This is a genomic window from Nocardia sp. XZ_19_385 (assembly GCF_015355755.1).
GTDB lineage: Bacteria > Actinomycetota > Actinomycetes > Mycobacteriales > Mycobacteriaceae > Nocardia.
Genome location: NZ_JACVEE010000001.1, coordinates 336,953 through 349,841 on the forward strand (window position 1 = coordinate 336,953; position 12,889 = coordinate 349,841).

At 67.5% G+C, this 12,889-nt stretch carries 11 protein-coding genes; 4 read left to right on the forward strand and 7 right to left on the reverse strand.

Features of this window, described 5'->3' with window-relative positions; all coding sequences use genetic code 11:
- Window positions 1-87 precede the first annotated feature (87 nt).
- Both IBX22_RS01385 and IBX22_RS01390 read left to right on the forward strand, forming a co-directional pair.
- On the forward strand, window positions 88-771 hold the full coding sequence (locus IBX22_RS01385; protein ID WP_194813555.1) for a response regulator transcription factor: 684 nt from the start codon (window positions 88-90) through the stop codon (window positions 769-771).
- Window positions 764-1,855, forward strand: a complete 1,092-nt coding sequence (locus tag IBX22_RS01390; protein ID WP_194813556.1) for a HAMP domain-containing sensor histidine kinase — start codon at window positions 764-766, stop codon at window positions 1,853-1,855. The genes IBX22_RS01385 and IBX22_RS01390 overlap by 8 nt, the downstream gene beginning before the upstream one ends.
- Here IBX22_RS01390 and IBX22_RS01395 read toward each other — a convergent pair.
- Window positions 1,843-2,703: a 3-hydroxyacyl-CoA dehydrogenase gene (locus tag IBX22_RS01395; RefSeq protein ID WP_194813557.1), complete on the reverse strand. Its 861-nt coding sequence runs from the start codon at window positions 2,701-2,703 to the stop codon at window positions 1,843-1,845. The two genes, IBX22_RS01390 and IBX22_RS01395, sit on opposite strands and share 13 nt — an antisense overlap.
- A 186-nt stretch (window positions 2,704-2,889) precedes the next feature.
- Between IBX22_RS01395 and IBX22_RS01400 the strand changes: the two genes are divergently transcribed.
- Complete coding sequence (locus IBX22_RS01400) at window positions 2,890-3,843, forward strand: NAD(P)-dependent alcohol dehydrogenase (RefSeq protein WP_194813558.1); 954 nt, start codon at window positions 2,890-2,892, stop codon at window positions 3,841-3,843.
- 51 nt (window positions 3,844-3,894) lie between these two features.
- Here IBX22_RS01400 and katG read toward each other — a convergent pair whose 3' ends face one another.
- From katG to IBX22_RS01420, 4 genes are all read right to left on the reverse strand, one after another.
- Window positions 3,895-6,132: a catalase/peroxidase HPI gene (gene katG / locus IBX22_RS01405; protein ID WP_194813559.1), complete on the reverse strand. Its 2,238-nt coding sequence runs from the start codon at window positions 6,130-6,132 to the stop codon at window positions 3,895-3,897.
- Entirely contained in the window at window positions 6,129-6,869 is a 741-nt protein-coding gene (locus IBX22_RS01410) for a TetR/AcrR family transcriptional regulator (RefSeq protein ID WP_309234375.1), read from the reverse strand. The genes katG and IBX22_RS01410 overlap by 4 nt, the downstream gene beginning before the upstream one ends.
- A 29-nt stretch (window positions 6,870-6,898) precedes the next feature.
- On the reverse strand, window positions 6,899-7,831 hold the full coding sequence (locus IBX22_RS01415; RefSeq protein ID WP_194815507.1) for an alpha/beta hydrolase family protein: 933 nt from the start codon (window positions 7,829-7,831) through the stop codon (window positions 6,899-6,901).
- Between the two features lie 229 nt (window positions 7,832-8,060).
- Window positions 8,061-8,723, reverse strand: coding sequence for a TetR/AcrR family transcriptional regulator (locus IBX22_RS01420; RefSeq protein WP_194813560.1), 663 nt, complete (start codon window positions 8,721-8,723; stop codon window positions 8,061-8,063).
- Window positions 8,724-8,870: 147 nt separating this feature from the next.
- Between IBX22_RS01420 and IBX22_RS01425 the strand changes: the two genes are divergently transcribed.
- Window positions 8,871-9,818: an oxygenase MpaB family protein gene (locus IBX22_RS01425; RefSeq protein WP_194813561.1), complete on the forward strand. Its 948-nt coding sequence runs from the start codon at window positions 8,871-8,873 to the stop codon at window positions 9,816-9,818.
- Window positions 9,819-9,828: 10 nt separating this feature from the next.
- Here the strand turns inward: IBX22_RS01425 and IBX22_RS01430 are convergent, their stop codons facing one another.
- Both IBX22_RS01430 and pucD read right to left on the reverse strand, forming a co-directional pair.
- Window positions 9,829-10,446 (reverse strand): NTP transferase domain-containing protein, encoded by a 618-nt coding sequence (locus IBX22_RS01430; RefSeq protein ID WP_375540194.1) that lies wholly within the window; start codon window positions 10,444-10,446, stop codon window positions 9,829-9,831.
- Window positions 10,440-12,758, reverse strand: coding sequence for a xanthine dehydrogenase subunit D (gene pucD / locus IBX22_RS01435; RefSeq protein WP_194813562.1), 2,319 nt, complete (start codon window positions 12,756-12,758; stop codon window positions 10,440-10,442). The genes IBX22_RS01430 and pucD overlap by 7 nt, the downstream gene beginning before the upstream one ends.
- Between the last annotated feature and the right edge of the window lie 131 nt (window positions 12,759-12,889).

The following is a 12,889-nucleotide window of genomic DNA, read 5'->3' on the forward strand; positions in this document are numbered from 1 at the left end:
TTGCAGTCAAGGCAGCGCGGCGTTGCGGGCACGTATGCGGTTTTCAATACGCCGACGATATGTTCCAGCTGGAAGAATCAAGCTTCTATGCGCGTGCTGATCGTCGAGGACGAACCTTATCTGGCCGAAGCCATCCGCGATGGCCTGCGCCTGGAAGCCATCGCCGCCGACATCGCCGGGGACGGCCACACTGCCCTGGAGCTACTGAGCGTCAACGCCTACGACATCGCCGTCCTCGACCGCGACATCCCCGGTCCCTCCGGTGACGAGATCGCCGCACGCATCGTCGCCTCCGGCAGCGGCATGCCGATCCTGATGCTCACCGCCGCCGACCGGCTCGACGACAAGGCCTCCGGATTCGAACTCGGCGCCGACGACTACCTCACCAAACCGTTCGCACTCCGGGAACTCGTACTCAGGCTCAGAGCACTCGATCGCCGACGCGCGCACAACAGACCACCCGTGCGCGAGATCGCAGGCCTGCGTCTGGACCCGTTCCGCCGCGAGGTCTACCGCGACGGCCGCTACGTCGCGCTCACCCGGAAACAGTTCGCCGTGCTCGACGTTCTCGTCGCGGCCGAAGGCGGTGTCGTCAGCGCCGAAGAACTGCTGGAACGAGCCTGGGACGAGAACGCCGACCCCTTCACCAACGCCGTGCGCATCACGGTCTCGGCTCTGCGCAAACGCCTCGGCGAACCCTGGCTGATCGCCACCGTCGCCGGCGTCGGCTACCGCATCGACACCGGACCAGACGGAGGCGAGCGTGGATAGAGCACCCGGGTTGAGCGTTCGCCTCAAACTGACCCTCAGCTATGCCGGGTTCTTGATGCTGGCAGGTGGCTTGCTGCTTGCCGTCGTGTGGGTGTTCCTCCTGCGCTACGTGCCCGATCGTGCGACCCGGCCCTTGGTCCCCGGTAGCGGACCCAACCGCGCCGAACTGCTGGCCGCCTTCGGCCCGAAGGCAGCCTGGGCGGTCGCGTTTCTGCTGGTCTTCGGTCTAGCGGGCGGATGGGTCCTGGCCGGACGGATGCTCGCCCCGCTGACCCGCATCACCAACGCGACGCGCATGGCCGCCAACGGGTCGCTCTCGCACCGCATCCAGTTGGAAGGCCGCAACGACGAGTTCCGCGAACTCGCCGACACTTTCGACGCCATGCTCGCGCGGCTGGAGGCACACAATGCCGAGCAGCAGAGATTCGCCGCCAACGCCTCCCACGAACTGCGCACCCCACTGGCGATCACGCAGACCCTTCTCGACGTGGCCCGCAACGATCCGAACCGCGACACCGGTGAACTGGTCGCCCTCCTGCACACCGTCAACACCCGGGCGATCAACCTCACCGAAGCACTGCTCCTGCTCAGCCGCGCCGACCAACGGTCCTTCACCCGAGAACATGTCGACCTGTCCCTCACCGCCGAGGAAGCTACCGAAACGCTGCTCCCCCTCGCGGAAAAACGCGGCCTCACCATCGAGACCTCCGGCGATATGGCCCCCACCATCGGCTCACGCGCGCTGCTACAGCAGCTGACAACGAACCTGGTGCACAACGCGATCGTGCACAATCTGCCCGAACAGGGCACCGTGTGGGTGACGACCAGCGTTGGCCCCGAGACTGTGCTGCTCACCGTCGAGAACACCGGCGAAAAGCTGACTCCGCAGCGGGTTTCCACGCTTGTCGAGCCGTTTCAGCGCGGCACCGAACGCCTCCGCAGCGATCACGCGGGCGTCGGCCTCGGCCTGGCCATCGTCAAAAGCATCACCCAGGCACACGACGGCACCCTCACCCTCACTCCCCGCCCGGCCGGCGGGCTCCGCGTCACGGTGCAATTAGCACGGCTTGCTCACTGGCCGTAGGTGTAGAAGCCCTCACCGCTGCTGACCCCGAGTTTGCCTTTGTCGATGTAGTTCTCCTTCAGCCATGCCGCCAGCTTCTGCGCCTCGGCGTCGCCGTGGGACAGGATGTTGTAAGGCGTATTGAGGCCGATGACGTCGTACATTTGGAACGGGCCCACCGCTGCGCCGGTCCCGATCCGCCACACCTTGTCGACGTCGTGCGGGGCGGCATAACCACCCGCGGCCAACGCAGTGGCGGCGTTCAGCAACGGGACGAGCAGCGAATTGAGCACATACCCGGCCTTCTCCTTGTGGACCGGGATGGGCACCATCCCGATGTCACCGGCAAACGCGACGACGGTGTCGAACACCGCCGGGTCGGTATCGGCTGTCCCCATGATTTCGGCGGTGTTGTACTGCCACACCTTGTTCGCGAAATGCAGGGCGAGGAAGCGGTCCGGCCGGCCGGTGGCGTCTTTCATGTCGCTGGGCAGCAGGGTCGAGGAGTTCGTCGCGAAGATCGTCTTCGCCGGTGCCAGCTCACCGAGCTTGCGGTAGGTGTCCTGCTTGAGACTCAACACCTCCGGGATGGCCTCGATCACCAGGTCGGCATCGCCCACGGCTTCGGCCAGATCCGTCGTGAGGGTGATGCGAGTGCGGGCCTCGTCGGCCTTGCCCTCGGCCGCACCGGCAACATTGTCGGTCTTGTACGCCTGGACCAGTCCGCCGAGGGTCTGCTCGGCCTTGGCGAGGACCTCGTCGCTGATGTCGTATGCGATGACTTCGAATCCGCTGTACGCGCTCTGGAATGCGATCTGGGCCCCCAGCACTCCGGTCCCCAGCACCGTCACCTTCTTGATCGTGGACATCCCATCTCCTTCGTCTCGCCTGGTCGGCTACGTGTGGCGTGTTCGTCCCTGTCGAAAGCCTGCCATGGCCAGCCCCGTTCTACAGTTGGCGATGGGTGCTCTGCTCGGTGTCTGCCCTGGGGCGGCCCGCTCGATTTAGACTTGCCGGGTGTCAGGCTGTCACTCGCCCCTCGGTGCCGGAATCGCATGAGGGCCGTCAGGTACGACCGCTACGGCGGCCCAGAAGTGTTGTCGATCGCGGAGATGCCGGTGCCTGCCCCGGGGCCGAAACAGGTACTCGTCCAGGTGCACTCGACGTCGATCAACCTCTCCGACTGGGAGACGCTGCGGGGAACGCCGCTGTATTCGCGCATCGGCGGGCTCCGGGCACCTCGGCGCCCGGTTCTCGGATCCGATATCGCTGGGCGGGTCGAAGTCGTCGGATCCGAGGTCACCCAGTTCGCACCGGGTGACGAGGTCTACGGCGACAACCTCATGCTCAAGGGCGGGTTCGCGGAGTATGCCGTGGTTCCGGAATCGGCGCTGGCGCGCAAACCGGCCGCGCTGAGCTTTGCCGAGGCGTCGGCCCTGCCGCAGGCGGCGGCGATCGCGTCGCAGGGCACGGCCGGCGTCGCAGCCGGTATGAAGGTGTTGATCAACGGGGCGGGCGGTGGATCCGGATCGTTCGCGATCCAGTTGGCCAAGGCTGCCGGGGCGCACGTGACCGGGGTGGACAACGCCGCCAAACTGGCGTTCATGCGCACGCTCGGCGCGGACGAGGTAATCGACTATCGCGCGGACGATTTCACCCGAACCGGACCCTACGACCTGGTCCTCGACCTCGTCGCTCACCGGTCGGTCTTCGCCTATCGCAGGGCGCTCGCGCCCCACGGCCGGTACCGCTGCGTCGGCGGCACCACTCGTGCGTTGCTGCGGACGACCACGGTCGGTATGGCCGCCGGATTATTGACCGGCCGCAGGCTCGGAGTCCTCGCGGTGCGGGAAGGGCCCGCGCACTTCACACCCCTCGCGGAGTCGTGTGTCGCGGGACGGGTCGATATCCACATCGACCGCAGCTTCCCCCTCGACGAAACCGCGGACGCGCTGGCGTACGTCGGTGCCGGACACGCGCTCGGCAAAGTGGTGGTCGCGATCCGCTGATCGAACCGGGCCGACCCCGAAAGGCCGGCCCGGAATTTCGATCGAAACGGATCAGGCGAGATCGAAGCGATCGTTGTCAGCGACCTTCACCCACGCGGCCACGAAGTCGTCGACGAACTTCGCGCCCGCGTCCCGCTGCGCGTACACCTCGGCCACGGCACGCAGTACCGAGTGCGAGCCGAAGACCAGATCGTTGGCGGTGGCAGTCCATTTGGTCGCGCCGGAGCGCCGGTCGACGCCTTCGTAGACGTTCTCCGCCGCCTCGGCCGGCTTCCACTCGGTATTCATATCGAGCACGTTGACGAAGAAGTCGTTCGTCAATGTTCCTGGGCGGTCGGTGAATACGCCGTGCTCGCTGCCGCCGTAGTTGGCGCCGAGGGCACGCAGGCCGCCGATCAGGACCGTCAGCTCCGGAGCCGTCAGGTCGAGCATGTACGCCCGGTCCAGCAGCAGGCGCTCCACCGGAGCCTTCTCCCCGGTGCGCACGTAGTTGCGGAAACCGTCGGCCCGCGGTTCGAGGACCGCGAACGTCGCCACATCGGTGTCCGCCTGCGCCGCATCCGTCCGTCCCGGCGCGAACGGCACCGTGACGTCGTGACCGGCGTCCCTGGCCGCCTTCTCGATGGCCGCGGACCCGGCGAGGATGATCACGTCGGCCAGCGAAACCTTCTTGCCGCCGGTGGCGGAACCGTTGAAGTCCTGCTGGATCTGCTCGAGCACCGGCAGCACCTTGGCCAGCTCCGCGGGTTCGTTGACCTCCCAATTGCGTTGCGGCTCCAAGCGAATCCGGGCACCGTTGGCGCCGCCGCGCTTATCGGTGCTGCGGAAGCTCGCCGCCGCCGCCCAGGCGGTCTTGACCAGCTGCGTGACCGACAGGCCCGACTCCAGGATCTTGCCCTTCAGCGCGGCGATGTCCGGCTCGTCGATCAAGACGTGGTCGACGGCGGGCACCGGGTCCTGCCACAGCTGCGGTTCGGGCACCCACGGGCCGAGGTAGCGGCTGACCGGTCCCATATCGCGGTGCAGCAGCTTGTACCAAGCCTTGGCGAACGCCTCGGCCAGCTGCTCCGGATGCTCCAGCCAGCGGCTGGTGATCTCCCGGTAGACCGGGTCCTCGCGCAGCGCCAGGTCCGTTGTCAGCATGGTGGGTTTGCGCGCGGGCCCGTCGAACGGATCCGGGATGGTGGCCGCGGCGTCCTTGGCGGTCCACTGCCAGGCGCCGGCGGGGCTCTTGGTCAGCTCCCACTCATGGCCGTAGAGGTTTTGCAGAAAACCGTTGCCCCACTTGGTCGGAGTGGCGGTCCAGACGACCTCGAGGCCGCTGGTGATGGCGTCCTTGCCCTTGCCGGTGCCGTAGGCGCTCTTCCAGCCCAGGCCCTGCTGCTCGGTCGGCGCGGCTTCGGGTTCGGGACCGACGAGATCGGCGTCGCCCGCGCCGTGGGTCTTGCCGAAGCTGTGACCGCCGACGATCAGGGCGGCCGTCTCCTCGTCGTTCATGGCCATGCGGGCGAACGTCTCCCGGATGTCGCGCGCGGCGGCGATCGGATCCGGCTGACCGTTGGGGCCCTCCGGATTCACATAGATCAGGCCCATCTGGACGGCGCCGAGCGGACCCGACAGCTCACGATCACCGCTGTAGCGCTCATCGCCGAGCCAGGTGTCCTCCGGGCCCCAGAAGATCTCCTCCGGCTCCCAGATGTCGGGGCGGCCGAAGCCGAATCCGAAGGTCTGGAAGCCCATCGACTCCAGGGCGACGTTTCCGGCGAACACCAGCAGGTCGGCCCAGGAGACCGCGTTGCCGTACTTCTGCTTGACCGGCCACAGCAGGCGGCGGGCCTTGTCCAGGTTGGCGTTGTCGGGCCAGCTGTTGAGCGGTGCGAAGCGCTGCGCGCCCTGACCGCCGCCGCCGCGCCCGTCGGCGATCCGGTAGGTGCCCGCGGCATGCCAGCTCATGCGGATGAACAGGCCGCCGTAGTTGCCGTAGTCGGCGGGCCACCAGTCCTGCGAATCGGTCAGCACCGCCGCGACGTCGGCCTTGAGCGCCTGGACATCGAGCTTCTCGAATTCTTTGGCGTAGTCGAAATCTTCGCCCAGCGGATTGGCTTTGGACGAATGCGCGTGTAGCACCGAGACATCGATCTGCTCGGGCCACCAGTCCTTGTTGCTGTGCGGGCGACGGTCGGTCTTCGGCTTCGGGGACGAGATCGCCGGGTTCTCGCTCTCGCTCTCGCTGTGCGTCGCGGTGTCGGGGGCGGGGGCGGGGGCGGGTGGACGACTATCAGATGTCACGATATTCCTTCCTGAAGGAGTGGTGCGAGTTCCCTGAGCACTTCGAGCAGCGGCCGGTCCGGATCCAGAGCGAGGTCGTGCTCGCGGGCGACGGCATCGACCACGCTCCAGGCGTAGCCGGCCACGGCGGTGATCAGGGCGGCTCGGGTCAGTGCCGGGGCGGGGTCGCGGACCCACCGGGTCACCGTCGCCTCGACCATCGACACGATCGCGAAAGTCATTGTGTCGACGGCGGGTTCGTCGACGACGCCGACCACACCGGCCAGGCCCGAGACCAAGCGCCGCGTGCGCGCCGCGACGGCGGTGACGAGACCGGTGGCCGCGTCGATATCGTCCGGATCGCCCACCGCCGGGCCTTTACGCAGGAAATCATGCAGCCGCTGATGGTTCTCGAACCAGTCCACCACGGCGTCCACCGCGCGGACGAGGATCTCGCGAATCGACCCGAACGCCACATCCAGCGCCTCGTCGAGAGTGTCGGTGAACTGCTCACCGACCGCCGTGCGCACCCGCCGATCGAGGTCGTCGCGCCCGGAAAACTGCCGGTACACCACCGATTTGGCCAAACCGGCCCGCTCGGCGATCTGCTGCATCGAGATCTCGCCGCCGGGCGGTGTCTGCTCCAGCAACTCGATGGTCGCCGCGATTATCTGCCCTCGCCGGCTCTCGTTGTGCGGCTGCCACCGCGCCTGCCGCCCACCCAGGGCGGTCGACGCGGCTGACTCGGCGCTCGGCACCGCCCAAGTCTAAAACACCCGACTGCGGGTCACCGGCTGCCGATCGACTCGGACAGGAATGGCCAGGCGGACCGCAGATCGTCCTCCCAGTAGCCCCAGGAATGGGTGCCGACCGGCCGATCGTGCACGGTCACCGGAATGTCGAGCTCCCGCAACCGATTCGCCAGGTTTGCGGTGCAGTAGTGGATGGCCGCTTCGATGGGGCCGCCGAACAGAATCTGGACCGGCAGCGGAATTCGGCCCTCCTGGACTCGGCGATCGGCCGGAGTGTCGTGCGGCGCCGCCGGAATGCCGCTGCCCGTACTCAAATACACGGCGGTCCCGCGCAATCGCTCCGCGTTGACCAGTGGGTCGTTGGCGCGCCACAACGGGTCGTTACGCGGGCCCCACATGTTCTCGACGCTCTGCCCGCCACCCCAGTTCTCCACCGTCAAGCGCACGAACTCGTGCCCGATGGGGTCCGACGTCTGCGCGCACCCGCTGAAGGAGGCGACGCTTTTCCAGAAGCCGGGCTTGGCGATCGCGAGGTTCAGCACCGAGGTGCCACTCATCGAGACGCCGACCAGCGTTCGATTCCCGTTGGCTCCCAAGAACTCTTCGATGACCGGAGGCAGTTCCTCGTTGAGGAAGGTCTGCCACTTGTTGCGGCCCAGCACCGCGTCGTCGCGCACCCAGTCGGTGTAGTAGGAGTTGGCGCCACCGAAGGGGGTGACGACGTTGACATCCTTGCCGCTCAGGAAACCGACAGCGTCGGTCTGCACATCCCAGCCGCTCTCGTTCGGGCCGCCGCCGGAACCGTTGAGCAGGTACATCGTGGGCCGTGGTCGCGTGGTGTCCGCGGCACGCACGACCTGCACCGGAATCGGCCGGTTCATCGCGGGCGAGAACACCGTGACGGTCTGCTGGCGGTCGTTCACCTCCTGCACAGAGACAACACCGGGCGCTGCCGCGGCGGTGTCCATCGCACCGGCCAAGCCCGCGGCTGCCAGCGCCCCGACCGCGACCCAGCGCACTGTTGTCGCGCCGATCCGCCATGTCACCTCGGCGAGACCGGGGGGCGTGGATGATGCCGATCGCCGTTTCCGCAAGCTGGTGCCTCTCGTTCGCTGAATCACTGCCCGGACGGCAATGCAGGAGATTCGTCCTGCAACCGGACTCGGTTTGGTTCAGCTGTGAGTGGTCCGCGGAAACCTAGTGGGGGTGCTCGCTTTCGGCCGGTTGGCCCATCAGCAATTGGACGATGGACTGCACGAATCCTTCAATCCGCGCGCGCGGATACTCGTCCGGTTCGTTGATCGCGAGCCGGCCGAGCATCTCGGCGATGGTAAGCAGCGAGTTGGTCAGCAAGGCTGAATCCATTGCGGCCCAGCGTGAATCGATGGCCAGGCCCATCCGCACCAGCGCCTCGGCCTGGTCGAAGATGCCCGCCCGGGAGCTGCGGATGGCGTCGCGATATTCGTCGGGCGCGCTGCCGGGGCCCGCGAGGACGAGCCGCCACCGGGTCGGATTCTCCAGCGCCACAGCGACGAACGCCTCGACTGTCGCCGACGCCGCGACCACCGGATCCGCTCCGATCAGATCGACGGGCAAGGTGTCGGAGACCTGTTCCAGCGCCAGATCGCGTTCGCGTTCCAGCAGCGCTTCCACCAGATCGGCGCGGGTCTTGAACACGGTGTAGAGCACCGGCTTGCCGACCCCGGCCTGCTGCGCGACGGCTTCCATGCTGAGCTCGTGCAACTCGACCCGCTCCAGTACCGCGAACGCCGCGTCCAAGAGCTGGGCGCGACGCTGCTCGGCGGGCAGGCGCGGCGCATACCGCCGGCGCGGACGTTCCGTGGGTCGAGATGTGCTCACTGCCGATTCGCCTCCATCGCGCCCATCCTGCCAGCTCGCGGGATCGATCTGTACCTGCACCCTAACAAAAGCTACGCACCCGTTGTATTCGTTCCGCGCAATTGCTACGGTGGCGTTGTATTCATTGGGCGCCGCAGAGGAGTTTCCATGACCTTCGATCCGACCACTCTCCGCCGGGCGGATTACGGCTTCTTCGGGCCCGATTCCCCGAGCTGGAAGATCTGGACCGCCCCGACCGCCGTGATCGGATTCCAGCGCGCGGTAGCCCTCGAGTTCTTCGACCCGTTCCTGACCGCGTCGGTGTCGGACACGGCGAAGATCTACTCCGACCCGCGCACCCGGCTCGATATGACCTTCGCGTACTTCCTCATCGTCGCGATCGGCGATACGCCGACCGCGATCAAAGCCTCCGAGCATCTGATGGAGCTGCACGCGCGCTCGACCGGCATCGAACCGGTCACCGGCCGCCGATATAGCCCCAACAACCCCGAGACCCAGCTGTGGATCCACCTCACCGGCTGGCACTCGGTCCTCAAGGCCTACGAGATGTTCGGTCCGGGTCAGCTCAGCACGGAAGAGGAGAACCGCTACTGGGCGGAATGCGCGGTCGCCGCCGAGCTGCAAACCTGTAATCCCAAGGATGTTCCGCGCACTCGCGAGGGCGTTCAGGAGTACTTCGAGAATGTCCGTCCGCGCCTGTGCACCACCGAGCGCGCGCTCGACGGCATGCACCAGATGCTGTTCACCTCGCCGAAGCACGGGGCGGGCCTGACCTATGCCCTCGGCGCGCGCCTGCTGGCGACGGCTTCCATTGCGACACTGCCGAAGTGGATGCGCCGGCTCGGCCAGTTCGATCAGTGGCGCCTCATCGATCTGCTGGTGCGGCCCGCCGGGCGGATCCTGGTGTGGCTGTTCACCCTGTTCAACAAGCGCGGACTGATCCTGGCCGCGCCGATCATCGCCCCGATGGCGGGCAAGATCCTCGAGCAGCACGTGAAAATGGAGCCGCCCGCCACGCTCGAAACCCGTTCTCCCGCAGACGCTCGCGCCCTGTACGGAACACAGAATCGCCGGGCAGTGCCTGCCGCCGGTTGAGTCAGCGGGCCTAGGGATCACCGGTCGGCGAGTCAATTGCGTTGGCCCCGTGTGGAACCCGGAAGTCATGATCGATTCCGGTCGCCAGGTCGTCACACGGGACGCGCACCAGATCCGCGCGGGCGTTCAGATAGGTCTGCGCACCCGAATCTCCCACGGCTACTGCGGATATCGAGATCCAATGTGCGCGCGCGAGCACCACGGGATGTCCGGGTCCGGCGTGGAACACGGCGCGCGCCAAGCCGCCCGGTGTGTTTCGCGCCGCGGCTAGGACGCGGGCGACCGCGGCGGCACCGACATCGGGGGTATCCACCGGCATGATCACCGCGTACTCGGCTCCGGTCTCGGCGGCCGCTCCGAGTCCGGCTCGGAGCGAAGCGCTGAGTCCAGTCGCCCAGTCCGCGACCCACACCGGCCGGGCTCCCGCGGGCAGGGCAACGGACTGCACCGATGGCCCGGTCGCGCCGAGCAGCACGATCACCGAGTCACAACCGCCCTCGCGCAGTGCCGCCACCGCTCGGCGTAGCCAGGCACCGCCCTCGGCCAGGGCTTTCGGGTAGCCGTAGCGCTTGCCCGCGCCCGCGGCGAGCACGATGCCGAGCGCGCATGGGTCGCCCTGATTCAGCAAACCCGCGCAGTGTCGAGCGCGATGTCGTTGGGCCGCACCGGAATCCGGGGCAGATCCAGTCCGGTGGCGGCACGCAGCGCGTTCAGGATGGCGGGGGTGGAGGACAGCGTGGGCGGTTCGCCGACCCCGTTGAGTCCGTACGGCGAATCCGGGTGCGGGAACTCGAACATTGTGATCGGCATCGGTGGCACGTCGAGAATCGTCGGGATCAGGTAGTCTGTGAAGGACGGGTTGCGCACCCGCCCGAGCTCGTCGACGACGATCTCTTCCATCAGCGCCAAACCCAGGCCCTGTGCGCTGCCGCCCTCGATCTGGCCTTCGACGGCCAGCGGATTCATGGCCTTGCCGACATCCTGGGCTACCGCCAGTTCGACGACGCGCACGAGTCCGAGGTCGACATCGACGTCGACCACGGCGCGGTGCGCGCAGAACGCGAACGCGATGTGCGCATTGCCCTGGCCCCGTTCGGGATCGATTCCCTCGGTGGGCCGGTGGTGGTATTCGCAGACTTCTTCCAAGGTGTCCGCGCCGACCACATCGGCGATCGACGCCACCACCGTGCCGGTGAGCGCGTCGACGATCGCGTCGCCGCCGAGGGCAAGCCCGGTGGCGTTGCGGCCGAGCGCCTTTCCGGCTCGGCCCAGCACTTCGCGCGCGAGTTGACGGCAGGCGCCTTGCACCGCGCCGCTGGACATCCAGGTCATCCGGGATGCCGACGCGGAGCCCGCATCGCCGATCTGGGTGTCGGCGGGCAGGACCACCACCCGGGTGACGCCGAGTTCGGTCGTGGCGATCTGCGACTGCACGGTGGTGATCCCCTGCCCGCATTCCGCGGCCGCGGTGTGGATCGACACGACAGGTGCGCCGGCCGCGATCGTGAGGGTCACGCGCGCCGTGGAGATGTCGTCGACCCCGCCGGAGTAGCCGATTGCCTTGACGCCCACCGCGTATCCGACGCCGCGGCGAATGCCCTCCCCGCGCGTCGTATTGCCGACACCGCCGGGCAGCGTGCGCGGATCACCCGATGCCGCACCCGTGGGCATCGGCCGCTCGCGCAGCGCCTCGAGCAGTTCACGAACCGGGGCGGGTCCGTCCACGGCCTGGCCGGTCGGCAGGATCGTCCCGGTGGTCATCGCGTTCCGCAGCCGCAGTTCCAGCGGATCCATCCCGAGCTCGCGGGCGAGCTTGTCCATGTTGGACTCACAGCCGTAGGCCGACTGCACCGCGCCGAACCCGCGCATCGCACCGCACGGCGGGTTGTTGCTGTACACAGCCAAGCCGTCGATCTCCGCGTGCGGGACCTCGTAGGCCCCGGCCACGAAATACGACGCGTTCGCGATCACGACCGGCGAGGTGGAGGTGTAGGCGCCGCCGTCGAATATCAAGCGCGCCTTGACGTAGACGAGTTTGCCGGCGCGGGTGGCGCCGTGTTCGAAGCGCATCTTCGCGGGATGGCGGTGCACGTGCCCGAAGAAGGATTCGTAGCGGTTGTACATCATCTTCACCGGCTTGCCGAGGCGCAGCGCCAGCATGCAGGCGTGGACGTGCACCGAGAGGTCCTCGCGGCCGCCGAACGCGCCGCCGACACCGGCCATCGTCAGCCGGACCTTGTTCAGTGGCAGCGCCAGGCATGGCGCGATCTGTTCGAGGTCCTTGTGCAACCACTGGGAGGAGACGTAGAGCTCGACTCCGCCGTCCGGTGTCGGGACGGCCAGACCCGATTCGGGGCCGAGGAAGGCCGGATCCTGCATGCCCACCTCGTAGTCGCCGACGACAACGACTTCGGCTTCCGCGCGGGCCTGCCGCATATCGCCGTGCCGAATCTTGACGTGCCGCACCAGATTCGAGCCCTCGTGCAGGGAACGGGTGCCCTCCTCGAGGGCGCGCTCGGAATCGGTGACCGGCTCCAGCGGTTCGTACTCGACCGCGACCAATTCGGCTGCTCGCCGCGCGATTTCGGGGTCGGCCGCCGCTACCAGCGCTACCGCCTCACCCTGATACCGGACCTGGTCGATGGCGAGGACGGGCTGGTCCGCGATCTTCATCCCGTAGGTCTTCGCCCCCGGAACATCCTCGTGGGTCAGCACCGCGTAGACGCCGTCGAGCGCCAGCGCCTTGCTGGTGTCGATCGACCGAATCCGCGCTGCCGCATGCGGACTGCGCACTGTCGTCGCCCACACCATGCCGTCGATCCACAGATCCGAGGAGTAGGCGAACTCGCCGGTGACCTTGAGCGTGCCGTCCGGGCGGAGCGCACTGGCGCCGACGCCCTTGCCCTGCTGTGTCTGCGCGCCTTGCACCAGGGTTGTCATCGTGACCTCCGGACCGATCGCGGGCCGAGGGCGGCGGATCGAGGCGTAGCGGGTGCTCTACTCATGAGCTGACTCCTTGGAACTGCGGCGTTTTCGAGACGCCGGTGGCTGTCGAGGCCGCCAGTCCATTC